The organism is Pseudomonas orientalis (assembly GCF_002934065.1).
Taxonomy (GTDB): domain Bacteria; phylum Pseudomonadota; class Gammaproteobacteria; order Pseudomonadales; family Pseudomonadaceae; genus Aquipseudomonas; species Aquipseudomonas orientalis_A.
On the sequence record NZ_CP018049.1, the window covers coordinates 5,582,568 to 5,606,118 of the forward strand.

The following is a 23,551-nucleotide window of genomic DNA, read 5'->3' on the forward strand; positions in this document are numbered from 1 at the left end:
GGAATTCATGGGTTGCTGGTGTTCTTGAAACACATGGAGATTAAGTGTGGGAGGGGGCTTGCCCCCGATAGCGGTGTGTCAGGCGACCCACTTATTGACTGTCAGACCGCTATCGGGGGCAAGCCCCCTCCCACATTTGGACTGTGGTGATTTTTGGAGTGCATTTCACTCTTCGACCTGCTTGGGCGGCGGGAGCGTGAACCCCGACACCGACCGGCGCAACTGGCTGGCCATTTTCGCCAGGTTACCAATGCTTTCGGCGGTCGCCGTGGAACCCGACGACGTCTGCGTGGTGATCTGCTGAATCACATTCATCGTCAGCGAAATCTGCCCCGCCGACGAGGTCTGTTGCTGCGCCGCATTGGAAATGCTCTGGATCAGCGCCGCCAGGGTTTTCGACACGCCTTCGATCTCTTCCAGCGCCACTCCGGCGTCCTGGGCCAGCCGCGCACCGCGCACCACTTCGGTGGTGGTCTGCTCCATGGAGATGACCGCTTCGTTGGTGTCGGCCTGGATCGCCCGCACCAGGGTTTCGATCTGCCGGGTGGCAGCCGAGGAGCGCTCGGCCAGCCGTTGCACTTCATCGGCCACCACCGCAAAACCGCGCCCGGCATCGCCGGCCATGCTCGCCTGGATAGCCGCGTTCAAGGCAAGGATGTTGGTCTGGTCGGCGATGTCGTCGATCAGGCTGACGATGTCGCCAATCTCCTGGGACGATTCACCCAGGCGCTTGATGCGCTTGGCGGTGTCCTGGATCTGCTCGCGGATGTTGTCCATTCCGTGGATGGTGTTGTGCACCACCTCGTTGCCCTTGTTGGCAATTTCCACCGAACGCTCCGCCACCGCCGAGGACTCGGCGGCGTTGGCCGATACTTGGTCGATGGACTGGGCCATCTGGTTGATCGCGGTGGAGGCTTCGGCAATCTGCTGGGCCTGATGCTCCGAGGCCTGGGCCAGGTGCATGGCGGTGGCCTGGGTGTCCTGCACCGCGCCGGCGACTTGCCCGGCGGTGAGGTTGATGGTGGCCACCAGGTCGCGCAGTTGGTCCACCGAATAGTTGATCGAGTCGGCAATGGTGCCGGTGAAGTCTTCGGTGACCGAGGCCGTGACGGTCAGGTCGCCGTCGGCCAGGTCTTCGATTTCGTCCAGCAGGCGCATGATCGCGTTCTGGTTGCGCTCGTTCTTTTCGGCGGTTTCGCGCAGCTGGCGGTTGGTCTCGCGCACCATCACCAGGCCGATCAGGATGATCGAGGCCAACGCCAGCAGCCCCAGCGCATAGCCGCCGAGGGTATCCAGGCTGCGCCCGCCGGCCAGGTTCTCGAAACCGGTGGCCAGGTGCGAGGCTTCATCGAGCAGGGTTTGCGACAGGTTGAAAATATTGCTCGCCGACGCGCGTACCTGAAACAACTGCGGCGAGGTTTCGAGGATTTCATCCACGGAACCCGAGACGAATTCGAACAGTTCGGCAATTTCCCCCAGCCGCGCACGGGCGTCAGGGTCTTCGACCTGGGTGATGCGCAGGCCGGGGTTGCCGTTGAGCATGCCATTGAGCACCACGCCAAAACGATTGGCGTCGCGACCAAAGGCGTCGGCGGCCTGCACGGCGGTTTCGTCGCCGGCGAGCACGGTGTTGACCGCACCCAGGATGCGCTCGGCCAGCAGCGACTGGCGCTGGGCCAGCGCCACCTGGCTCGCGGGGGCGCCGCGCTGGAGCAGGATGTCGACGACCTTTTCCGACTCTATCTGCAGTTGCGGCACGGTTTCGGCGAGGGTGGCGGCCACCTGGTGCAACGACAGTACGGTCTGTTCGCTGGCGAGAATGGCGTCGGTGTTTTTCAGCAGGGCTTCCCAGTCGGTCTGCACCGCGCGCATCTCGGCGCGTACGGCGCTGGGCGCGGCCGGCAGGCCGGTTTGCGGATCGCCTTTTTTCAGGTAGCCCCAGCGCTGGGCAAAGTCGTTGCGCGCCTCGCCCAGCAGCTTGAACGCGGCCGCCTTGCCGGCGGCGGCCTCGGTGGCGTTCTTGGCGATGCGCTGGGACAGTACCCGCAGCTCGCCGGCGTGGCCGATGTACTGTTTGTCGTAGGTGGACTGGGTGTTGAGGTACGCGAAGTTGGCGAACAACAGCATGATGAACACGATCAGTGCGATAAACAGCACGATGATCTGCGAGCGGCTGCGCGAGGCCGCCTGGGGCTTGGGCGGGGTCACGGTGCTCATGCGGCCACATCCATGAAGCCTGGAGCCTGGGCCAGGGCGAAGGGGCTGAAGACCTGCCACTGCGGGTCGCCATCGAACTGGCCCTGGATAAACGGCGCGCCGGAGGCGGTACTCGCCATCCACGCGTCGAGTGCAAAATGTTGCATGCCCACCACCTCGTCCACCAGCAACCCGACAAACAGATCGTTGTATTCCACCACCAGCACCCGCCGCTGCTTGCGCGCCTTGGACAGTTCCCGACCGAGAAACCCGCCCAGGTCCATCACCGGCAACAAGCGCCCGCGCAGGTTGGCCACGCCCTTGACCCAAGGCTTTACTCCAGGCATCAGGGTGCAGCGCGGCTCATGCAACACCTCGGCGACTTCGCCCATGGGCGCCACATACCAGTGCTGCCCCAGGCGAAAGCCGATCCCGCTCCAGCGTTGCAGGCGGGTTTCCTGGGACGGCAGGTCGGCGGCCAGCAGGCGGCAGCGGCGGTCAATGTCCAGCAGCAGCTCAAAGGCGGTTTGCGACTCGGTCATGATGGCGTGCCGTCAACCGGCCAGCACCTTGTTCAGCGTGGCGATCAGGGTTTCTTCGTCCACCGGCTTGGTCAGGTAATCCTTGGCACCCTGGCGCGCGCCCCAGATCTTGTCGGTTTCCTGGTCCTTGGTGGTGATGATGATGATCGGGATGCCGTTGGTTTCCGGCTCCTTGGACAACTGGCGCGTGGCCTGGAAGCCATTGAGGCCCGGCATCACAATGTCCATCAACACTGCGTCGGGCTTTTCCTGGCGGGCCAGGGCCACGCCGTCCGCGCCATTTTCGGCCTTCAAGACCTGGTGGCCATGCTTTTCCAGCATGCCGGTCAGTTTGTACATTTCAGTCGGCGAATCGTCGACGATCAGAACACGTGCCATGGTTTTCCCCACTACATTGGTCGGCGCCGGCCCTCGGGGGCGGCGTCAGTGTGCTTGTTCTACTGCGGCGAAGGCAGGCACATAGGCCTTGATCGCACCCAGCAGTTCTTCCTTGCTGAAAGGCTTGGTCAAAAACTGATCGACCCCCACGGTACGCCCCTTGGCCTTGTCGAACAGGCCGTCCCTGGAGGACAGCATGATCACCGGGATCGACTTGAACGCCGGGTTGTTCTTCACCAGCGCACAGGTCTGGTAGCCATCCAGGCGCGGCATCATGATGTCGACAAAGATAATGTGCGGGTGATGATCCACGATTCGCGCCAGGGCATCGAAACCGTCGATGGCCGTGATGACCTCGCACCCCACGTTCTTCAACAGCGTCTCGGCGGTGCGGCGGATCGTTTTCGAATCGTCGATCACCATCACTCTCAAGGCGTTGGAATGCTGTTCCATAGTTGCTCTACCATCGCCACAGCGAATCGGTTTTCGGTGTGTACTGCCTGATGTGTCACAGGATGAGCCCCGCAGGCCTTGGAATTCAAGGGCTGCTGCGCTGTGGCAGTCTTTTTAGCACAGTCTCCGGGCGCAATCTATCGAGGCACTCGCCTGGTGGTTTTTCCTTGACCCGCAACAGCCGCAGCGCCACTCTGACGCCACTTTTATGCGCCCTATTTGCCAGAGGAAATAACCCATGAGCGTTCGCGTCGGCATTGTCATGGACCCTATTGCCAGCATCTCCTATAAAAAGGACAGCTCGCTGGCCATGCTCCTGGCCGCCCAGGCCCGCGGCTGGAGCCTGTTCTATATGGAACAGCGCGACCTTTACCAGGGCGACGGCGAGGCCCGTGCGCGGATGCGTCCGTTGCAGGTATTCGCCAACCCCGAGAAGTGGTTCGAGCTGCAGGATGAAATCGACAGCCCCCTGAGCGATCTGGACGTGATCCTGATGCGCAAGGACCCGCCGTTCGACATGGAATTCGTGTATTCCACCTACCTGCTGGAGCAGGCCGAGCGCGCCGGTGTGTTGATCGTCAACAAGCCGCAAAGCCTGCGCGACTGCAATGAAAAACTGTTCGCCACCCTCTTCCCGCAGTGCACGCCGCCGACCGTGGTCAGCCGCCGCGCCGACGTGCTGCGTGAATTCGCCGCCAAACATGGCGATGTGATCCTCAAGCCGCTGGACGGCATGGGCGGCACCTCGATCTTCCGTCACCGGGCGGGCGATCCGAACCTGTCGGTGATCCTGGAAACCCTGACCGCGCTGGGCACGCAGCAGATCATGGGCCAGGCCTACCTGCCGGCGATCAAGGACGGCGACAAGCGCATCCTGATGATCGACGGCGAGCCGGTGGATTACTGCCTGGCGCGCATCCCGGCGGCCGGCGAGACCCGTGGCAACCTGGCCGCCGGTGGCCGTGGTGAAGCGCGACCGCTGTCGGACAAGGATCGCTGGATCGCCGCCCAAGTCGGCCCGACCCTTCGCGAAAAAGGCCTGCTGTTTGTAGGACTAGACGTAATCGGTGAGAACCTCACCGAAATCAACGTCACCAGTCCGACCTGTATTCGCGAGATTGATAACGCATTTGGCACGAACATCGGCGAAATGCTCATGGCGGCCATTGAGCGCAAGCTACAAGCCAAGTGACATAGAACAGCCGGACACACACCAACATTGCGTTATCATGCGCCACCTGTGAAACGCGCGATGTTGGTTTTTTTGTCATGACGCTCCCGTCCGATCTGCCCCCCGAACTCTCCCACAGCGGCGTGCGCCCGGCTGATCGGCTCGGATTTACCCTGTTCCTGGCGGCGCTGGTTCACCTTGCACTGATTCTCGGCGTGGGTTTCACCCTGGTCGAACCCAAACAGATCACCAAGACCCTGGAAATCACGCTCGCCACCTTCAAGAGCGATAAAAAGCCCGAGAAGGCCGACTTTCTCGCCCAGGAAAACCAGCAAGGCAGTGGCACCCTCGACAAGAAAGCCGTGCCCAAGACCACCGAAGTGGCGCCTTTCCAGGACAACAAGGTCAACAAAGTCACCCCGCCGCCGGCCCCCAGGCCGGAAGTCAAACAGGCGACGCCCAAGGCTGCCGTGACCACCGTCGCGCCCAAGCCGCAAAAAGCCCCGACCCAGCGCGAAAAGACCAAAACCGAGCCCAGCCCCGAGCCCGTCAAGCCTGCGCCGACATTCGACAGCTCGACGCTGTCCGACGAAATTTCCAGCCTGGAAGCCGAACTGGCCCACGAACAACAGCTCTACGCCAAACGCCCGCGCATCTATCGCTTGAACGCCGCCTCGACCATGCGCGACAAAGGCGCCTGGTATAAGGATGAATGGCGCAAGAAGGTCGAGCGCATCGGCAACCTCAACTATCCGGAAGAGGCACGCCGCCAGCAGATCTACGGCAATTTGCGCCTGCTGGTGTCGATCAACCGCGACGGTTCGCTCTATGAAGTACAGGTGCTGGAGTCATCCGGCCAGCCCCTGCTGGACCAGGCCGCCCAGCGCATCGTGCGCCTGGCCGCACCCTTTGCGCCCTTTACCGGCGACTTGAACGACGTGGACCGCCTGGAAATCATCCGTACCTGGAAATTCGCCAGGGGCGATCGGCTGTCCAGCAATTGACTGTGGCACTTTCCTTCACTGTAGGAGCGAGCTTGCTCGCGAAAAACGCATAGGCGGCGCGGACTACCTGATAGCACTGCGTCATCGTTAACGACCTTCGCGAGCAAGGGCTAGCCGCCCGCCTCGCTCCTACAGAAAAGCAGGCGGCGCTCTATTCGGGTCACGCTCAGCTTGTCAGTTCGCCCCTCCAACGCCACACTAGCGGACATGAAAAATGTCAGCCCGACCTACCTCAAGCACCATTTCCTGATCGCCATGCCCCACATGGCCGACCCGAACTTTGCGCAGACCTTGACCTACATCGTCGAGCACACGGCCAATGGTGCCATGGGGTTGGTGGTGAACCGCCCGCAGGCGCTGAACCTGGCCGATATCCTCGAGCAACTGCGCCCGGAAATCGACCCTCCCGCCAGTTGCCAGGGCGTGCCGATCTACATCGGCGGCCCGGTGCAGACCGATCGCGGTTTCGTGTTGCACCCCACCGGGCCGAAATTCCAGGCCACGGTGGACCTTGAGGGCGTATCCCTGTCCACATCCCAGGATGTGTTGTTCGCGATTGCCGACGGTGTCGGCCCTGAGCAAAGTGTGATCACCCTGGGATACGCCGGTTGGGAAGCCGGGCAACTGGAGGCCGAACTGGCCAGCAATGCCTGGCTGACCTGCCCCTTCGACGCCGACATCCTGTTCAACACCGCCAGCGAACTGCGCCTGGAAGCGGCCGCCGCCAAGCTGCGGGTCAACCTCAGCCTGTTGACCAGCCAGGCGGGGCACGCCTGATGGCCTTGCGTTTGATTCTCGGGTTTGACTACGGCACCAAGCAGATCGGCGTGGCAGTCGGCCAGGTCATCACCGGCCAGGCCCGCGAGCTGTGCACATTGAAGGCCCAGAACGGCGTGCCGGACTGGAACCAGGTCGAAGCCCTCATCAAGGAATGGAAGCCCGATGCAGTGGTGGTCGGCCTGCCCTTGAACATGGACGGCACGCCCAGCGACATGTGCCTGCGCGCCGAAAAATTCGCCCGCCGCCTCAACGGCCGCTACAACCTGCCCTTCTATACCCACGATGAACGCCTGACCACCTTTGAAGCCAAGGGCGAGCGACGCGACCGTGGCGGACAGAAAGGCAGCTACCGCGACAACCCCGTGGATGCCATCGCCGCCGCCCTGTTGTTGCAGGGCTGGCTGGATGAAAACACCGCTTTATTTGAATCCTGACTGACGCGGCTTGTTGCTATGCCGCTTTTGCAGGAGCGAGCTTGCTCGCGAAGAACTCACAGGCACCGCGTACATCCAGGCTTCACGCGTTATCGTTGAGGTTTTTCGCGAGCAAGCTCGCTCCTGCACACTTAATGAGGAGCCACCATGAGCCTGCCCAATCCCGCCGAACTGATCAGTCAGATGGCGTTACGCCTCAACGCGCACCTGGAACACCGTGGCATCAGCGAGCCGCGCTTCATTGGCATCCGCACCGGCGGTGTGTGGGTGGCCCAGGCCTTGCTGGAGGCGCTGGGCAGTGATTCGCCCCTGGGTACGCTGGATGTGTCCTTCTACCGTGACGATTTCAGCCAGAACGGCCTGCACCCGCAAGTGCAACCCTCGGCGCTGCCGTTCGAGGTCGAAGGCCAGCACCTGGTGCTGATCGACGACGTGCTGATGAGCGGTCGTACCATCCGCGCGGCCATGAATGAATTGTTCGACTACGGCCGCCCGGCCAGTATCACGCTGGTATGCCTGCTGGACCTGGACGCCGGCGAATTGCCGATCAGCCCGGATGTGGTCGGCGCGACACTGTCCCTGGAAGCCCACCAGCGGGTAAAATTGTCCGGTCCCACGCCGCTCGAACTCGAACTGCAAGACCTTGCCCTTTAAACCGCCTTGTACAGAGTCCCCGCGATGACGCCTCTAGATGCCAAGCGCCCGCTGCAGCTCAATGCTCAGGGCCAGTTGCAACACTTCCTGTCCCTCGATGGTTTGCCCCGCGAACTGCTCACCGAAATCCTCGACACCGCCGACTCGTTCCTCGAAGTCGGTGGCCGGGCGGTGAAGAAGGTCCCGCTGCTGCGCGGCAAGACCATCTGCAACGTGTTCTTCGAGAACTCCACGCGCACCCGCACCACCTTTGAACTGGCGGCCCAGCGGCTGTCGGCTGACGTGATCACGCTGAACGTGTCCACCTCGTCGGCCAGCAAAGGCGAAACCCTGCTCGACACCCTGCGCAACCTGGAAGCCATGGCCGCCGACATGTTCGTGGTGCGCCACGGCGACTCCGGTGCCGCGCACTTCATCGCCGAACACGTGTGCCCGAATGTGGCAATCATCAACGGCGGCGACGGTCGCCACGCCCACCCGACCCAGGGCATGCTCGACATGCTCACCATCCGTCGGCACAAGGGCGGCTTTGAAAACCTCTCGGTGGCCATCGTCGGTGACATCCTGCACTCGCGGGTTGCGCGCTCGAACATGCTGGCCCTCAAAGCCCTGGGCTGCCCGGACATCCGCGTGATCGCCCCGAAAACCCTGCTGCCCATCGGCATCGAGCAGTACGGCGTGAAGGTCTATACCAACATGGCCGAAGGCCTCAAGGATGTGGACGTGGTGATCATGCTGCGCCTGCAACGCGAACGCATGGCCGGCGGCCTGCTGCCGAGCGAGGGCGAGTTTTACCGCCTGTTCGGCCTGACCACCGCGCGCCTGGCCGGCGCCAAGCCGGATGCCATCGTGATGCACCCGGGCCCGATCAACCGAGGGGTGGAAATCGAATCGGCGGTGGCCGACGGCCCGCAATCGGTGATTCTCAACCAGGTGACCTACGGCATCGCCATCCGCATGGCCGTGCTGTCCATGGCCATGAGCGGGCAAACCGCGCAACGTCAATTCGAGCAGGAGAACGCCCAGTGAAGCTCAGCATTCTCGGCGCCCGAGTCATCGATCCGGCCAGCGGCCTGGATCAAGTCACCGACCTTCACCTGGACGCCGGCAAGATTATCGCCATCGGTGCCGCGCCCGCAGGCTTCAGCGCAGTCGAAAGCATTGACGCCAAAGGCCTGGTCGCCGCGCCCGGGCTGGTGGACCTCAACGTCGCCCTGCGTGAGCCGGGCTACAGTCGCAAAGGCAACATCACCAGCGAAACCCGCGCCGCCGCCGCCGGTGGCGTGACCAGCCTGTGCTGCCCTCCGAACACCAAGCCGGTCCTGGACACCTCGGCGGTCACCGAGCTGATCCTCGACCGCGCCCGTGAAGCGGGCAACTGCAAAGTGTTCCCTGTGGGCGCGCTGAGCAAAGGCCTGGAGGGCGAGCAACTGGCTGAACTGATCGCCTTGCGCGACGCCGGTTGCGTGGCGTTCAGCAACGGCCTGGAGAGCTTTCGCAGCACGCGCACCCTGTGCCGGGCCCTGGAATACGCGGCCACGTTCGACCTGACGGTGATCTTTCATTCCCAGGACCGCGACCTGGCTGAAGGCGGCCTGGCCCATGAAGGCGCGGTGGCCAGCTTCCTCGGCTTGCCGGGCATCCCGGAAACCGCAGAAACCGTGGCCCTGGCCCGTGACCTGTTGCTGGTGGAACAAAGCGGCGTACGCGCGCATTTCAGCCAGTTGACCAGCGCCCGCGGCGTCGCGCTGATCGCCCAGGCCCAGGCCCGTGGCTTGCCGGTGACGGCGGACGTGGCGCTGTACCAGTTGATCCTGACCGATGAGGCGCTGATCGACTTCTCCAGCCTGTACCACGTGCAACCGCCGCTGCGTACCCTGGCCGATCGTGAAGGTTTGCGTGCGGCGGTGAAGTCAGGCGTGGTCTCGGCAATCTCCAGCCATCACCAGCCCCACGAACGCGATGCCAAACTGGCACCGTTCGGCGCCACCGAGCCCGGCATCAGCAGCGTCGAGTTGCTGCTGCCGCTGGCAATGACCTTGGTGGAGGATGGCCTGCTGGACCTGCCTACGCTGCTGGCACGCCTGAGCGCCGGCCCGGCCGAGGCCTTGCGCCTGCCGGCGGGTAAGCTGGCGGTGGGTTCGGCGGCGGATCTGGTGCTGTTCGACCCGGCCAGTTCCACGGTTGCCGGGGAACACTGGCTGTCCAGGGGCGAAAACTGCCCGTTCATTGGTCACAGCCTGCCGGCCACGGTGCGCTACACACTGATGGATGGGCGGATCAGCTACCAGGCTTGAAGCGGGCACGGTAAAAAAATGTGGGAGGGGGCAAGCCCCCTCCCACATTTGGTTCTTTATAGGGCCGGGAGATCAGCGCCCGCCATTACGCTCGGCATTGCGGAGCGAAACCTGGCTGTTCAATGTCCAGAAGTCATACAGCACCCCAATCAGGAACAAACCGCCGGTCAGCAAGTAGATCAGGCCGGTGATCCATTTGCCCTGGTACATCCGGTGCACGCCGAACACGCCCAGAAACGCCAACAGAATCCAGGCCACGTTGTATTCGATCGGCCCGGCGGTAAAACGCAGGTCGGCTTCACGGTCCATGGCCGGGATCAGGAACAGGTCGATCAGCCAGCCAATACCCAGCAGGCCGAAGGTGAAAAACCAGATCGTCCCGGTGACCGGTTTGCCGTAATAGAAGCGATGCGCGCCGGTGAAACCGAAAATCCATAGCAGGTAACCGATCACCTTGCTGTGGGTGTCTTGCTGCGAAGCAACCTGTTGATAGGTGTTCATGAAGGACCTCTTTTCACTCAATAGATAAATTTGTTCATTTTTTTTGTGACTTTTTTACGGGCGCCCGACGCACGGTAAATGGTATCGTTCTGCCCTCAAACCCTTATGCCACCTGACTTGTGTCGGACAATTGCGGCTAATCGTCGCGTTTTTTCCGAATTTGACCCCAAGGCTCAGTCGACAAACGGCCTGAGAACAGCACAAAAAGCTGTTATAAAGTTGCGCGCAAACCCATATGAGCCACGCCTAATGCGACCATTTATCAAGACATGGCTAACCATTTGCCTATTAATGCCACTGGCCGCCCACGCCACCAATCGTGAGCAACGTCTTCCAAACGTTAACGGTTTTACCCCTAAAGTCCATAGCACACCCAGCACCGCCAAATCGGCAAAGCCCACCGTCAGCCGCCCGACTCAACTGAGCAAGGCCCACGGCAAAGTGCTTTCCACCCAGCTGGCCGTGAACACCAAGCAGAGCAGCAATGTCCTCAGCCGCGCCGTGAACGTGCTCGGTACTCCTTATCGTTGGGGCGGCAGCAGCCCAAGTAAAGGGTTCGACTGCAGCGGCCTGGTAAAATATGCGTTCAACGACGTCAAGGCGGTGGATTTACCGCGTACGTCCAACGCCATGGCGGCCGGCCACGGCTTGAAAGTTGATCGCAAAGATCTGAAGCCGGGCGATTTGCTGTTCTTCAAGCTCAAGAGCCGCCAGGTCAACCACGTTGCCATCTACCTGGGTAACGACCGCTTTATCCACGCGCCGCGTCGTGGCAAGTCGGTGAGCATCGATACACTGAAAAAGCCGTTCTGGGACAAGAACTACGTGATCGCCAAGCGGGTGCTGCCCAAAGAGCAGAACAACACCCTGCGGATCGTGCAGCGCTGATTCCAGGCTGAAATGCAGTAAATGTGGGAGGGGGCTTGCCCCCGATGGCAGAGTATCAGTCAACAAATTCATTGGCTGATACACCGCTATCGGGGGCAAGCCCCCTCCCACATTGGGTTTCATTGTTTGCTGAATCTCATAGGTCTGCCGGCACCCTCGCCTTCTCCCGCGCCTCCTCTTGGCTGATTACCCCCTCGCTCACCAGCGCCTTCAAGCTCATATCCAGCGTTTTCATCCCCAGCGCCCCGCCGGTCTGGATCGCCGAGACCATCTGCGCCACTTTGTCTTCGCGGATCAGATGACGAATGGCCGGCGTGCCCAGCATGATTTCGTGAGCCGCGACACGTCCGCCGCCGATCTTCCTGACCAGCACCTGGGACACCACCGCCTGCAGCGACTCCGACAGCATCGAGCGGACCATGGCCTTTTCCCCGCCCGGGAACACGTCCACCAGCCGGTCTACCGTCTTTGCCGCCGAGGTGGTGTGCAGGGTGCCGAATACCAGGTGCCCCGTCTCAGCGGCCGTCAGCGCCAGGCGGATGGTTTCCAGGTCACGTAGCTCGCCCACCAGGATGACGTCCGGGTCTTCGCGCAATGCCGAGCGCAGCGCCACCGAGAAGCTGTGGGTATCGCGATGCACCTGGCGCTGGTTGATCAGCGCCATTTTCGGCCGGTGGATAAATTCGATGGGGTCTTCCAGCGTAAGGATGTGCTGGCGTCGATGCCGATTCAGATAATCGATCAGCGCCGCCAAAGTAGTGGACTTGCCCGAGCCGGTGGGCCCGGTCACCAGCACCAGGCCGCGCGGCAGCTGCGCGATACGCTGGAACACCTCACCCAGGCCAAGGCTTTCCAGGCTCTGGATGTCGCTGGGGATGGTGCGAAACACCGCCCCCACGCCCCGCGCCTGCTGGAACACATTCACGCGAAAGCGCGCCACGCCGGGCAGTTCGAAGGCAAAGTCTGTTTCAAGAGATGTTTCGAAATCCTTTTGTTGGTGCTGGTTGAGCAAAGGGCTCAATAAATCCGCTACCTGCGACCCGGCCAGCACCGGGCCATCCAGCGGCCAGACCTCGCCATCAATGCGCAACATCGGCGCCAGGCCGGCCGACAGGTGCAGGTCGGAGGCGCCACGGCGCACGCTGGCCGTCAGTAATTCAGTGATATCCATAGGGCTTTCCATTTCCAGTAGAATGCCGCGGACTCCATATCCACGGGCGCAACTTGAATGTCGACGATAGCAGACAACATCGGCCTGGTTAGCCAGCGCATCCGCGCCGCCGCCGACGCCGTGCAGCGTGACGCAAGCGGCATCCACCTGCTGGCCGTGAGCAAGACCAAACCGGCGCAAGCGGTACGTGAAGCCTATGCCGCAGGGATGCATGATTTTGGTGAAAACTACCTGCAGGAAGCCCTGGGCAAACAGGCGCAATTATCCGACCTGCCCTTGAGTTGGCACTTCATCGGCCCCATTCAATCGAACAAGACTCGCGCGATCGCCGAGAACTTCGCTTGGGTGCATTCCGTGGACCGCCTGAAAATCGCACAACGCCTGTCCGAACAACGCCCTGCCGACCTGCCTGCGCTGAATATCTGCATTCAGGTCAATGTCAGTGGCGAAGCCAGCAAGTCCGGCTGTACGCCCGCCGACCTGCCGGCCCTGGCCAACGCTATCAGCGCCCTGCCGCGCCTGAAGCTGCGGGGCTTGATGGCGATCCCCGAACCGACTGAAGATCGCGCGGCGCAGGATGCGGCGTTCGCCGCGGTACGCGAGCTGCAAGGCAGCCTGGCCCTGCCGCTCGACACACTTTCCATGGGCATGAGCCACGACCTCGAGTCGGCCATCGCTCAAGGCGCCACCTGGGTGCGGATCGGTACCGCGCTGTTTGGTGCCCGCGACTACGGCCAGCCGTGAAATGGCTGACGTTCATTTAGCTAAGGACCTGTCATGAAAGACATGCGTATTGCCTTTATCGGCGCCGGTAACATGGCGGCCAGCCTGATCGGCGGCCTGCGGGCCAAGGGCCTGGACGCTGCGCAGATTCGCGCCAGCGACCCGGGCGCCGAGACCCGTGCCCGGGTCAGCGCCGAACACGGCATTGAAACCTTTGCCGACAACGCCGAGGCCATCGAAGGCGTCGATGTGATCCTGCTGGCGGTCAAGCCCCAGGCCATGAAAGCCGTGTGCGAAAGCCTGCGCCCGAGCCTACAGGCCCATCAACTGGTGGTGTCCATCGCTGCCGGCATCACTTGCGCCAGCATGAACAACTGGCTCGGCGCCCAACCGATCGTTCGCTGCATGCCGAATACCCCGTCGTTGTTGCGCCAGGGCGTGAGCGGTTTGTACGCCACCGCCGAGGTCAGCGCCGCGCAGCGTGATCAAGCCCAGCAACTGTTATCCGCCGTGGGCATTGCCCTGTGGCTCGAACAGGAGCAGCAACTGGACGCGGTCACCGCCGTTTCCGGCAGTGGCCCGGCGTACTTCTTCCTGTTGATCGAAGCCATGACCGCCGCCGGGGTGAAACTGGGCCTGCCCGCCGACGTTGCCGAGCAACTGGCCGAGCAGACCGCCCTGGGCGCCGCGAAGATGGCGGTGTCCAGCGAGGTGGATGCGGCCGAGCTGCGCCGTCGCGTAACGTCTCCGGGCGGCACCACGCAAGCCGCCATCGAATCGTTCCAGGCCGGGGGCTTTGAAGCCCTGGTGGAAAAAGCACTGGGTGCCGCGGCACATCGTTCAGCCGAGATGGCCGAACAACTGGGCAAATAGTCGTCCCTTACCAAGGTAATCAAACATGCTCGGAATCAATGACGCTGCCGTCTTCATCATCCAGACCCTGGGCAGCCTGTACCTGCTGATCGTGCTGATGCGCTTTATCCTGCAACTGGTGCGGGCGAACTTCTACAACCCGCTGTGCCAGTTCGTGGTCAAGGCCACCCAACCCCTGCTCAAGCCGCTGCGCCGCGTGATCCCGAGCCTGTTCGGGCTGGACATGTCGTCGCTGGTACTGGCACTGCTGCTGCAGATCCTGCTGTTTGTGGTGATCCTGATGCTCAACGGCTACCAGGCCTTTACGGTGCTGCTGCTGCCATGGGCGCTGATCGGCATTTTCTCGCTGTTTTTGAAGATCATCTTCTGGTCGATGATCATCAGCGTGATCCTTTCCTGGGTCGCACCGGGCAGCCGCAGTCCGGGTGCCGAGTTGGTGTATCAGATCACCGAGCCCGTATTGGCACCATTCCGTCGCCTGATCCCGAACCTGGGCGGGCTGGATATCTCGCCGATCTTCGCGTTTATCGCGATCCAGCTGATTCAGAGCTGGGTGATTCCGCGTCTGGCGTTCTATGCGTTCATGCCTAAAGAGCTGTTCGGCCTGATCTGACACTACGCTGGAAAATGTGGGAGGGGGCTTGCCCTCGATAGCAGTGGATCAGTCAGCTTATTTGTAGCTGACCCACCGCAATCGGGGGCAAGCCCCCTCCCACATTTTGCATCTGTGTATTGAATTGAATGCGCGCAGACCATTGCTTGCCGCTGGGTCCCCCGCTCTTTAGACTTACGCCTCATTTAAACGAGAGCAGGGTCGATGCCAACTGCCTTCCCCCCCGATTCCGTTGGACTGGTGGTGCCCCAAGTGGCGCACTTCAGCGAACCGCTGGCCCTGGCCTGTGGCCGTTCGCTGCCAGCCTACGACCTGATCTACGAAACCTACGGCCAACTGAACGCCACGGCGAGCAACGCCGTGCTGATCTGCCACGCCTTGTCCGGCCACCATCACGCCGCAGGCTTTCACAGCGTCGACGAGCGCAAACCCGGCTGGTGGGACAGCTGCATCGGCCCCGGCAAGCCCATCGACACAGACAAGTTCTTCGTGGTCAGCCTGAACAACCTCGGCGGCTGCAACGGGTCCACCGGCCCCAGCAGCCTCAACCCGGAAACCGGCAAGCCCTTCGGCGCCGACTTTCCGGTACTGACCGTCGAAGACTGGGTGCACAGCCAGGCGCGCCTCGCCGACCGGCTGGGCATCGCCCAATGGGCCGCCGTGATCGGCGGCAGCCTGGGCGGCATGCAAGCCCTGCAATGGACCATCACCTACCCGGATCGCGTGCGCCACTGCCTGGCTATCGCCTCGGCCCCCAAGTTGTCGGCGCAGAACATTGCCTTCAACGAAGTGGCGCGCCAGGCCATCCTCACCGACCCCGAGTTCCACGGTGGTTCGTTCCAGGAAGCCGGCGTGATCCCCAAGCGCGGCCTGATGCTGGCACGGATGGTCGGGCACATCACCTACCTGTCCGATGATTCCATGGGCGAAAAATTCGGCCGTGGGCTCAAGAGCGAAAAGCTCAACTACGACTTCCACAGCGTCGAGTTCCAGGTGGAAAGCTACCTGCGTTATCAGGGCGAGGAGTTTTCCGGGCGTTTCGACGCCAACACCTACCTGCTGATGACCAAGGCGCTGGACTACTTCGACCCGGCCGCGAACCATGACGACGACCTGGCGAAAACCTTCGAGCACGCCACGGCCAAGTTCTGCGTGATGTCATTCACCACCGACTGGCGCTTCTCGCCGGCGCGCTCCCGTGAGCTGGTGGACGCCCTGATGGCCGCCAAGAAAGACGTCTGCTACCTGGAGATCGATGCGCCGCAGGGCCACGACGCCTTCCTGATTCCGATCCCCCGTTATCTGCAGGCGTTCAGCAATTACATGAACCGAATCGCGCTTATATGAATTGCTTACGCTTTGGGAGAACGCCATGAGAGCCGACCTGGAAATCATCCAAGACTGGATCCCCGCCGGCAGCCGCGTGCTCGACCTGGGCTGCGGTGATGGCGAGCTGCTGAGCTGGCTGCGCGACAACAAGCAAGTCACCGGCTACGGCCTGGAAAACGACCCGGACAACATCGCCCAATGCGTGGCCAAGGGCATCAACGTGATCGAGCAGGACCTGGACAAGGGCCTGGGCAACTTTGCCAGCAACAGCTTCGACATCGTGGTGATGACCCAGGCCCTGCAAGCGGTGCACTACCCGGACCGTATCCTCGATGAAATGCTGCGGGTCGGCCGCCAGTGCATCATCACCTTCCCCAACTTCGGTCACTGGCGCTGCCGCTGGTACCTGGCCACCAAGGGCCGCATGCCGGTGTCGGACTTCCTGCCGTACACCTGGTACAACACGCCGAACATCCACTTTTGCACCTTCGAAGACTTCGAAGCCCTGTGTGGCGAGCGTGAAGCCAAGGTCATCAACCGCCTTGCCGTCGATCAACAGCACCGCCACGGCTGGGCGAGTAAGCTATGGCCCAACCTGTTGGGCGAAATTGGTATCTACCGGGTCAGCAGTCCTGGCCTGACCGACCACAAAATTGCCGTCTAATCATTATCAAGAGGGACGCTCATGAATCGTCTGGCTGTTTTTCTACTGACCGCCTGCCTGGGCGCCAACGCCATGGCTGCGGACGCTATCGACGCTAACCGCAAAAAAGACTTCGGCGATATCACCGTTCATTACAACACCTTCACCTCCAGCTTCCTGCCACCCGAGACCGCCCAGAACGTCGGCATCGTGCGCAGCAAGGAAAAGGGCTTGATCAATGTGACCGTGATCAAGGGCGTCACCCCGGTCGCAGCCCAGGTAACCGGTACCATCAAGGACCTGGGCGGCAAGAGCGAAATCCTCACCTTCAAGCAAATCGAAGAGAAAGGCGGCATCAGCTACCTCGCGCCCTACTCGGTGACGCAACGGGAATACAAGACGTTCACCATCAACGTTGAAACCGGTGGCAAGGCCCATGGTTTCCAATTCAACCAAGAACTGTTCCCGGCCGAATGATGAACCTTACCCAACTCGTACTGGCCAGCCACAACGCCGGCAAACTCAAGGAACTGCAGGCCATGCTCGGTGAGTCCGTGCAACTGCGCTCCATTGGCGAGTTCAGCCAGGTAGAGCCGGAGGAAACCGGCCTGTCGTTCGTCGAGAACGCCATCCTCAAGGCACGCAACGCTGCACGGATCTCCGGCCTGCCGGCTTTGGCGGATGATTCGGGCCTGGCGGTGGATTTCCTCGGCGGCGCGCCGGGCATCTATTCGGCACGCTACGCCGATGGCAAGGGCGACGCGGCTAACAACGCCAAGCTGCTCGACGCCCTCAAGGACGTGCCCGATGCCGACCGTGGCGCGCAGTTCGTCTGCGTGCTGGCGCTGGTGCGGCACGCCGATGACCCGCTGCCGATCCTGTGCGAAGGCTTGTGGCACGGTCGCATTCTGCATGCGGCCAGCGGTGAGCATGGCTTTGGCTATGACCCGCTGTTCTGGGTACCGGAGCGCAACGTCTCCAGCGCCGAACTGAGCCCGGCCGACAAGAACCAGATCAGCCACCGCGCCCGCGCCATGGCGTTGCTGCGCCAGCGCCTGGGCCTGAAATGACCCAGAACACCTCTGCGCAGCCGCTGATCCACGGTGGCGCGCAAACACCCCGGGCGGCTCTGCCGGTGCTGCCGCCCCTGGCGCTGTACATCCACATTCCGTGGTGCGTGCGCAAATGCCCGTATTGCGACTTCAACTCCCATACCGCAAGTAACGTGCTGCCGGAAGAAGAGTACGTGGACGCCTTGCTGGCGGACCTGGACCAGGACCTGCACGCCGTTTACGGCAGAGCGCTGAGTTCGATCTTCTTTGGCGGCGGCACCCCCAGCCTGTTCAGCGTTGCAGCCTTGGGGCGGCTGCTCGAAGGCGTGCAAGCGCGCATACCGTTTGCCGGCGATATCGAAATCACCCTGGAAGCCAACCCGGGCACCTTTGAGCAAGAGAAGTTCGTCGCTTATCGCAAGCTGGGGATCAATCGCCTGTCCATCGGCATCCAGAGCTTCCAGCAGGAAAAACTCGAGGCGCTGGGTCGCATTCATAATGGCGACGAAGCCGTACGTGCAGCGGATATGGCACGCCAGGCCGGGTTCGATAACTTCAACCTGGACCTGATGCACGGCTTGCCCAACCAATCCCTGGACGATGCGTTGAGCGACCTGCGCCAGGCCATTGCGCTCAAGCCGACGCACCTGTCCTGGTACCAGCTGACCCTAGAACCCAATACCGTCTTCTGGAACCAGCCGCCCGCGCTGCCCGAAGACGATACGCTGTGGGATATCCAGGAAGCCGGCCAGGCGCTGCTCGCCGAGCACGGTTACGCGCAATATGAGGTGTCGGCCTACGCCCAACCGGGGCGGCCGGCGCGGCATAACCTCAATTACTGGAGCTTTGGCGATTTCATCGGTATCGGCGCCGGTGCCCATGGCAAGCTCAGCCACCCCGACGGGCGCATCGTGCGCACCTGGAAAACCCGCGCACCGAAGGACTACCTCAACCCGGCCAAAAGCTTCCAGGCCGGGGCGAAAGAGCTGACCAACGAAGAGCTGCCGTTCGAATTCCTGATGAACGCCCTGCGCCTCACCGAAGGGGTCGATGCCAGGCTCTATGCCGAGCGCACCGGCCTTGAGCTGGCGAGCCTCGACGAAGGCCGCCGCGAGGCAGAACAAAGTGGCTTAATGCGGGTCGAACCGTCACGCCTGGCGGCGACCGACCGCGGGCAACTCTTTCTCAATGACCTGTTGCAGACGTTTTTGAGCTGACGCTTTTTAAGGAAATCAAATGGATCTGGTACTCGACCTGCTCGCCACCGTGTCCCGCTGGAGCCGTAGCAACCTGTCGGAAATCTCCCTGGCCCTGGTCGGCTGTCTGCTGGTGCTGTTCGGCGCCGATATCAAGGGCTGGGTCGAAGCTCGCCTGGGCAGCATCGCCGGTGCGTTGCGCGTGCCGTTGATGGCCCTGCTGTGCATGATCGGCAGCGGCGCGGCGCTGATCTATGCCACACCGTGGATTGTGCGGGGTCTGAGCCAGTTCAATAACTACAGCCTGGCGCCGGTGTTGGTGGTGGTGCTGGTGTTGATTGGCGTAGTCGCCGACCGCCGCTGACCTCAGCCCAACACAGATACCAATGTGGGAGGGGGCTTGCCCCCGATTGCAGTGGATCAGTCACCAAATCTTTGGCTGATACACCGCTATCGGGGGCAAGCCCCCTCCCACATTTTTACTGCATTTCAAATTCGGAAGCGGGTTTCAGGCCAGCTTCTCGAACTTCAAGTCCCACACCCCATGCCCCAATCGCTCGCCACGGCGTTCGAACTTGGTGATCGGGCGCTCCGCAGGGCGCGGTACGCATTTGCCGTCTTCGGCCAGGTTGCGGTAGCCGGGGGCGACGTTCATCACTTCCAGCATGTAGTCGGCATAGGGTTCCCAGTCGGTGGCCATGTGCAGGATGCCGCCCACTTTCAGCTTGCTGCGCACCAGTTCCGCGAAGGAAGCCTGGACGATGCGACGCTTGTGGTGACGGGCCTTGTGCCAGGGGTCGGGGAAGAACAGCATCAGGCGGTCGAGGCTGTTGTCGGCGATGCAGCGGTTGAGCACTTCAATCGCGTCGCAATCGTAGACGCGCAGATTGGTCAGGCCCTGGGTCAGCACGCCGTTAAGCAACGCACCGACGCCTGGGCGGTGCACTTCCACACCGATGAAATCCTGATCCGGCGCGGCCGCCGCCATTTCCAGCAGGGAGTGCCCCATGCCAAAGCCGATTTCCAGGGAGCGCGGGGCCGAACGGCCGAATACCTGGTCGTAATCCACCGGCGCGTCGGCCAGCGGCAATACGAACAGCGGCGTGCCTTGCTCCAGGCCCTTTTGCTGGCCTTCGGTCATGCGGCCGGCGCGCATCACGAAGCTCTTGATGCGGCGGTGCTTGGACTCGTCGCCTGCTTCCAGGGTGTTCGGCGTTTCGTTTGATTCAGTCATCAATAGCTCTTACTTGATCAGACCATCCAGCGGCGAAGAGGCGCTGGCATAGAGTTTTTTCGGCATGCGCCCGGCGAGATAGGCCAGGCGGCCCGCGACGATTGCATGGTGCATGGCCTGGGCCATCATGATCGGTTGCTGGGCATGGGCGATGGCCGAGTTCATCAGCACCGCGTCGCAGCCCAGTTCCATGGCGATGGTGGCGTCGGAGGCCGTGCCCACGCCCGCGTCCACCAGCACCGGGATCCTGGCTTCTTCAAGGATGATCTGCAGGTTGTACGGATTGCAGATACCCAGGCCGGAGCCGATCAGCCCGGCCAGCGGCATCACCGCGATACAGCCGATTTCCGCCAGCTGGCGCGCGATGATCGGGTCATCGCTGGTGTAGACCATCACGTCAAAGCCTTCCTTGACCAGAGTCTCGGCAGCCTTGAGGGTTTCGATCACATTCGGGAACAGGGTTTTCTGGTCGGCCAGCACTTCCAGCTTCACCAGGTTGTGACCGTCGAGCAGCTCGCGGGCCAGGCGGCAGGTGCGCACGGCCTCGATGGCGTCATAGCACCCGGCGGTGTTCGGCAAAAAGGTGTAACGGTCCGGCGACAGGACTTCAAGCAGGTTCGGCTCGCCCGCGATTTGGCCGAGGTTGGTACGGCGCACGGCGAAGGTAACGATTTCGGCGCCCGAGGCTTCGATGGCCAGACGGGTTTCTTCCATGTCGCGGTACTTGCCGGTGCCAACCAGCAGACGGGACTGGTAGGTACGACCGGCCAGGACAAAGGGCTTGTCGCTACGAACGATGCTCATGGGAAATCCTCGTAATGGGGTGAGGTTCTGCAGAATGCGTTACCGCCGGCGCGACTAGCCGCCGCCGATGGCGTGGACCACTTCGACCTGGTCACCCTCGCTGAGCGCGGTGCCTGCGTGCTGGCTGCGCGGGACGATATCCAGGTTGAGCTCCACTGCGACACGACGCCCGGTCAAATCCAGGCGGGTCAGCAGGGCCGCAACGGTTTCACCGTCGGGCAGTTCAAGGGGTTCGCCGTTCAACTGAATGCGCATGCCACGGGCCGCCATCGTTTTTAGGGGCCGGCATTCTAACGCGATTGGCACCTGAAGGTCAGCTCCAGGCGTCAAGCGGTCAAACCTGCAAGCGCCACGCCGTCAAGCCCAGGAAGAACCAGCCGAGCAGGAAGGCCAGGCCGCCAAATGGGGTGATGATGCCCAGTTTGCTGATGCCGGTCGTGGTCAACACATACAGGCTGCCGGAGAACAGCAAAATTCCGACGACAAACGAAATGCCCGCCCAGGTGACCAGTCGCCCGGGAATATGCGCGGCCAGCAGGGCCACCCCAAACAAGGCCAGGGCGTGCACCAGTTGATAGGTCACGCCGGTGTGGAAGATCGCCAGGTAATCGGCGCTCAGGCGGTTCTTCAGGCCGTGGGCGGCGAAGGCGCCCAGGGCGACACCGGTGAAACCGAAAAAAGCGGCCAGCATCAGAAAGCTACGCAGCATGAGGAACTCCAGTCAGACTCATCGGGCAGGGTCTGTATAATGGCCCGCTCAACGGGTTCGGCCAAGCCATCTCTATGCTGCGTATCTTCTTCAAACGCTTTCTCAACGTGGTGAAATGGTTCGCCATCGGCAGTGTGCTGCTGGTGCTGCTGTTTCGCGTCGTACCGCCGCCGTTCACCGCGCTGATGGTGGAACGCAAGGTCGAATCGTGGATCGACGGCGAGCCCATTGACCTGCAGCGCAGCTGGGTGCCATGGGACGAGATTTCCGATGACCTCAAAGTGGCGGTGATGGCCGGTGAAGACCAGCGTTTCCCGCAGCACTGGGGCTTTGACTTTGGCGCCATCCAGGCAGCGATCGTGCACAACGAACGTGGCGGTTCGATCCGGGGCGCCAGTACGTTGAGCCAGCAAGTGTCGAAGAACCTGTTCCTGTGGGCCGGCCGCAGCTATCTGCGCAAGGGCCTGGAGGCTTGGTTTACCGGGTTGATCGAAGTGCTGTGGCCCAAGCAGCGCATTCTTGAGGTGTACCTCAACAGCGTGGAGTGGGATGAGGGCGTGTTTGGCGCAGAGGCGGCAGCGCGGCATCACTTTGGCGTGAGCGCCAAGGGGCTTTCGCGGCAACAGGCCAGTTACCTGGCGGCTGTATTGCCTAATCCGCGGGTGTGGAGTGCCAGCCATCCGACCGCCTATGTAGCGCGGCGGGCGGCGTGGATTCGTCAGCAAATGAGTCAACTCGGTGGCGATGGCTACCTGCTTGAGCTGAATAACTCCCGCAAGCCCCCCTGGTCCAACTGACACAATACAAAACAACTGTGGGAGGGGGCTTGCCCCCGATAGCGGTGGGTCAGTCACTTTGATGTCGACTGACACTCTGCAATCGGGGGCAAGCCCCCTCCCACATTTTGACCCAGTGCTGCCAGCAGGTTTAGGCAGCGATCGACAACTTCAGCTTGTTCATCGCGCTTTTCTCAAGCTGACGAATCCGCTCGGCCGACACGTTGTACTTCTGCGCCAGGTCGTGCAGCGTGGCTTTTTCTTCCGCCAGCCAGCGCTGGTAGAGAATGTCACGGCTGCGGTCGTCCAGCACTTCCAGCGCTTCGTGCAGGTTGTGATTGGAGTTGTCGCTCCAGTCGGCATCTTCCAGTTGACGCGCCGGGTCGTACCGGTGGTCTTCCAGGTAGTTGGCCGGCGATTGGAAGGCGCTGTCGTCGTCTGCCTCGGCAGCCGGGTCGAAGGCCATGTCATGGCCGGTCAGGCGACTTTCCATCTCGCGCACTTCACGGGGCTCCACGCCGAGGCTTTCGGCCACGCGGTGGACTTCCTCGTTGTTCAGCCACGCCAGGCGTTTCTTCTGGCTGCGCAGGTTGAAGAACAGCTTGCGCTGGGCCTTGGTGGTCGCCACTTTCACAATGCGCCAGTTGCGCAGGATGAACTCGTGGATTTCCGCCTTGATCCAGTGCACGGCGAACGACACCAGGCGCACACCCATTTCCGGGTTGAAGCGCTTGACCGCCTTCATCAGGCCGACGTTGCCTTCCTGGATCAGGTCAGCCTGGGCCAGGCCGTAGCCGCTATAGCTACGGGCGATATGTACGACAAAACGCAGGTGGGCGAGCACCATCTGCCGAGCCGCCCCCAAATCCTGCTCATAGTAGAGACTCTCGGCCAGTTCACGCTCCTGCTCGGGCGTCAGCAAAGGAATGCTGTTTACCGTGTGCACATAGGCTTCCAGGTTCGCACCCGGGACCAAGGCATAAGCAGGTTGCAAAGAAGTGGTCATACGAAAAAACCTCCGACTCACATAACTCGTGCAGTTCAGCACTGCGAAAATTGACCGGGGAACCGTAGGACAAGTTCCCTAAACTGCTGACAAGGTCAATACAAACGAAACTACATTACCCTGA

Annotated in this window: 29 protein-coding genes; 18 read left to right on the top strand and 11 right to left on the bottom strand. The window is 62.0% G+C overall.

Features of this window, described 5'->3' with window-relative positions; all coding sequences use genetic code 11:
• Positions 1-165: 165 nt before the first annotated feature.
• The 4 genes from BOP93_RS25280 to pilG are packed head-to-tail and all read right to left on the bottom strand — an operon-like array spanning position 166 to position 3,569.
• A complete protein-coding gene (locus BOP93_RS25280; RefSeq protein WP_104505012.1) occupies positions 166-2,217 on the bottom strand; it encodes a methyl-accepting chemotaxis protein in 2,052 nt (683 codons plus the stop codon).
• Positions 2,214-2,738 (bottom strand): chemotaxis protein CheW, encoded by a 525-nt coding sequence (locus BOP93_RS25285; RefSeq protein ID WP_065885362.1) that lies wholly within the window; start codon positions 2,736-2,738, stop codon positions 2,214-2,216. Before BOP93_RS25285 ends, BOP93_RS25280 begins: the two co-directional genes overlap by 4 nt.
• A 12-nt stretch (positions 2,739-2,750) precedes the next feature.
• The gene (pilH, locus tag BOP93_RS25290; protein WP_014720320.1) at positions 2,751-3,116 is read right to left on the bottom strand and encodes a twitching motility response regulator PilH; all 366 of its coding nucleotides are present in this window, start codon (positions 3,114-3,116) and stop codon (positions 2,751-2,753) included.
• 45 nt (positions 3,117-3,161) lie between these two features.
• A complete protein-coding gene (gene pilG / locus BOP93_RS25295; protein WP_065885361.1) occupies positions 3,162-3,569 on the bottom strand; it encodes a twitching motility response regulator PilG in 408 nt (135 codons plus the stop codon).
• Between the two features lie 238 nt (positions 3,570-3,807).
• On the opposite strand from pilG, the gene gshB reads away from it, so the two are divergent.
• From gshB to BOP93_RS25330, 7 genes are all read left to right on the top strand, one after another.
• The gene (gene gshB, locus BOP93_RS25300) at positions 3,808-4,761 is read left to right on the top strand and encodes a glutathione synthase (RefSeq protein WP_065896145.1); all 954 of its coding nucleotides are present in this window, start codon (positions 3,808-3,810) and stop codon (positions 4,759-4,761) included.
• 77 nt (positions 4,762-4,838) lie between these two features.
• Positions 4,839-5,744, top strand: a complete 906-nt coding sequence (locus tag BOP93_RS25305) for an energy transducer TonB (RefSeq protein ID WP_104505013.1) — start codon at positions 4,839-4,841, stop codon at positions 5,742-5,744.
• A 207-nt stretch (positions 5,745-5,951) separates the two neighbouring features.
• Entirely contained in the window at positions 5,952-6,521 is a 570-nt protein-coding gene (locus BOP93_RS25310; protein ID WP_065885358.1) for a YqgE/AlgH family protein, read from the top strand.
• Complete coding sequence (ruvX, locus tag BOP93_RS25315) at positions 6,521-6,958, top strand: Holliday junction resolvase RuvX (RefSeq protein ID WP_003195067.1); 438 nt, start codon at positions 6,521-6,523, stop codon at positions 6,956-6,958. The genes BOP93_RS25310 and ruvX overlap by 1 nt, the downstream gene beginning before the upstream one ends.
• Before the next feature lie 147 nt (positions 6,959-7,105).
• A complete protein-coding gene (pyrR, locus tag BOP93_RS25320) occupies positions 7,106-7,612 on the top strand; it encodes a bifunctional pyr operon transcriptional regulator/uracil phosphoribosyltransferase PyrR (RefSeq protein ID WP_065891571.1) in 507 nt (168 codons plus the stop codon).
• Between the two features lie 24 nt (positions 7,613-7,636).
• Positions 7,637-8,641, top strand: a complete 1,005-nt coding sequence (locus BOP93_RS25325) for an aspartate carbamoyltransferase catalytic subunit (RefSeq protein ID WP_057723520.1) — start codon at positions 7,637-7,639, stop codon at positions 8,639-8,641.
• Positions 8,638-9,909, top strand: coding sequence for a dihydroorotase (locus BOP93_RS25330; protein WP_065891572.1), 1,272 nt, complete (start codon positions 8,638-8,640; stop codon positions 9,907-9,909). The genes BOP93_RS25325 and BOP93_RS25330 overlap by 4 nt, the downstream gene beginning before the upstream one ends.
• A 72-nt stretch (positions 9,910-9,981) precedes the next feature.
• On the opposite strand, the gene BOP93_RS25335 is transcribed toward BOP93_RS25330, so the two are convergent.
• On the bottom strand, positions 9,982-10,410 hold the full coding sequence (locus BOP93_RS25335; protein WP_065896144.1) for an NINE protein: 429 nt from the start codon (positions 10,408-10,410) through the stop codon (positions 9,982-9,984).
• Between the two features lie 249 nt (positions 10,411-10,659).
• Here BOP93_RS25335 and BOP93_RS25340 point away from each other — a divergent pair, with 249 nt between their 5' ends.
• Positions 10,660-11,298 (top strand): C40 family peptidase, encoded by a 639-nt coding sequence (locus tag BOP93_RS25340; RefSeq protein ID WP_065885353.1) that lies wholly within the window; start codon positions 10,660-10,662, stop codon positions 11,296-11,298.
• Between the two features lie 136 nt (positions 11,299-11,434).
• On the opposite strand, the gene BOP93_RS25345 is transcribed toward BOP93_RS25340, so the two are convergent.
• Entirely contained in the window at positions 11,435-12,469 is a 1,035-nt protein-coding gene (locus BOP93_RS25345) for a type IV pilus twitching motility protein PilT (RefSeq protein ID WP_104505014.1), read from the bottom strand.
• A gap of 57 nt (positions 12,470-12,526) precedes the next feature.
• On the opposite strand from BOP93_RS25345, the gene BOP93_RS25350 reads away from it, so the two are divergent.
• The 9 genes from BOP93_RS25350 (at position 12,527) to BOP93_RS25390 (ending at position 19,262) form a co-directional block, all read left to right on the top strand.
• The gene (locus BOP93_RS25350) at positions 12,527-13,213 is read left to right on the top strand and encodes a YggS family pyridoxal phosphate-dependent enzyme (protein WP_104505015.1); all 687 of its coding nucleotides are present in this window, start codon (positions 12,527-12,529) and stop codon (positions 13,211-13,213) included.
• Between the two features lie 33 nt (positions 13,214-13,246).
• On the top strand, positions 13,247-14,065 hold the full coding sequence (gene proC, locus BOP93_RS25355; RefSeq protein ID WP_065885350.1) for a pyrroline-5-carboxylate reductase: 819 nt from the start codon (positions 13,247-13,249) through the stop codon (positions 14,063-14,065).
• 25 nt (positions 14,066-14,090) lie between these two features.
• Positions 14,091-14,678 (top strand): YggT family protein, encoded by a 588-nt coding sequence (locus BOP93_RS25360; protein ID WP_057723513.1) that lies wholly within the window; start codon positions 14,091-14,093, stop codon positions 14,676-14,678.
• A gap of 204 nt (positions 14,679-14,882) precedes the next feature.
• Complete coding sequence (gene metX, locus BOP93_RS25365; protein WP_065885349.1) at positions 14,883-16,025, top strand: homoserine O-succinyltransferase MetX; 1,143 nt, start codon at positions 14,883-14,885, stop codon at positions 16,023-16,025.
• A gap of 25 nt (positions 16,026-16,050) precedes the next feature.
• A complete protein-coding gene (gene metW, locus BOP93_RS25370; RefSeq protein WP_016972957.1) occupies positions 16,051-16,671 on the top strand; it encodes a methionine biosynthesis protein MetW in 621 nt (206 codons plus the stop codon).
• A 21-nt stretch (positions 16,672-16,692) separates the two neighbouring features.
• A complete protein-coding gene (locus BOP93_RS25375) occupies positions 16,693-17,127 on the top strand; it encodes a DUF4426 domain-containing protein (RefSeq protein WP_065891576.1) in 435 nt (144 codons plus the stop codon).
• Positions 17,124-17,720 (top strand): RdgB/HAM1 family non-canonical purine NTP pyrophosphatase, encoded by a 597-nt coding sequence (gene rdgB, locus BOP93_RS25380; protein WP_065891577.1) that lies wholly within the window; start codon positions 17,124-17,126, stop codon positions 17,718-17,720. The genes BOP93_RS25375 and rdgB overlap by 4 nt, the downstream gene beginning before the upstream one ends.
• Complete coding sequence (gene hemW, locus BOP93_RS25385; RefSeq protein WP_104505016.1) at positions 17,717-18,919, top strand: radical SAM family heme chaperone HemW; 1,203 nt, start codon at positions 17,717-17,719, stop codon at positions 18,917-18,919. Before rdgB ends, hemW begins: the two co-directional genes overlap by 4 nt.
• Before the next feature lie 19 nt (positions 18,920-18,938).
• A complete protein-coding gene (locus BOP93_RS25390; RefSeq protein WP_003176691.1) occupies positions 18,939-19,262 on the top strand; it encodes a DUF3392 domain-containing protein in 324 nt (107 codons plus the stop codon).
• 144 nt (positions 19,263-19,406) lie between these two features.
• On the opposite strand, the gene trmB is transcribed toward BOP93_RS25390, so the two are convergent.
• The 4 genes from trmB to BOP93_RS25410 all read right to left on the bottom strand — a co-directional run bounded on the left by trmB (position 19,407) and on the right by BOP93_RS25410 (position 21,645).
• Positions 19,407-20,132 (bottom strand): tRNA (guanosine(46)-N7)-methyltransferase TrmB, encoded by a 726-nt coding sequence (gene trmB / locus BOP93_RS25395; RefSeq protein WP_065885346.1) that lies wholly within the window; start codon positions 20,130-20,132, stop codon positions 19,407-19,409.
• Positions 20,133-20,141: 9 nt separating this feature from the next.
• Positions 20,142-20,936, bottom strand: a complete 795-nt coding sequence (locus BOP93_RS25400) for a thiazole synthase (protein ID WP_065891579.1) — start codon at positions 20,934-20,936, stop codon at positions 20,142-20,144.
• A gap of 54 nt (positions 20,937-20,990) precedes the next feature.
• Positions 20,991-21,191 (bottom strand): sulfur carrier protein ThiS, encoded by a 201-nt coding sequence (thiS, locus tag BOP93_RS25405; RefSeq protein ID WP_104505352.1) that lies wholly within the window; start codon positions 21,189-21,191, stop codon positions 20,991-20,993.
• A 79-nt stretch (positions 21,192-21,270) separates the two neighbouring features.
• Positions 21,271-21,645: a DUF423 domain-containing protein gene (locus tag BOP93_RS25410; RefSeq protein ID WP_065885344.1), complete on the bottom strand. Its 375-nt coding sequence runs from the start codon at positions 21,643-21,645 to the stop codon at positions 21,271-21,273.
• 74 nt (positions 21,646-21,719) lie between these two features.
• Here BOP93_RS25410 and mtgA point away from each other — a divergent pair, with 74 nt between their 5' ends.
• Positions 21,720-22,442 carry a monofunctional biosynthetic peptidoglycan transglycosylase gene (gene mtgA, locus BOP93_RS25415; RefSeq protein ID WP_104505017.1) on the top strand — a complete coding sequence of 241 codons (723 nt, stop codon included), beginning with the start codon at positions 21,720-21,722 and terminating at the stop codon, positions 22,440-22,442.
• A gap of 130 nt (positions 22,443-22,572) precedes the next feature.
• Here mtgA and rpoH read toward each other — a convergent pair whose 3' ends face one another.
• Positions 22,573-23,427, bottom strand: coding sequence for an RNA polymerase sigma factor RpoH (rpoH, locus tag BOP93_RS25420; RefSeq protein WP_003176698.1), 855 nt, complete (start codon positions 23,425-23,427; stop codon positions 22,573-22,575).
• Positions 23,428-23,551 lie beyond the last annotated feature (124 nt).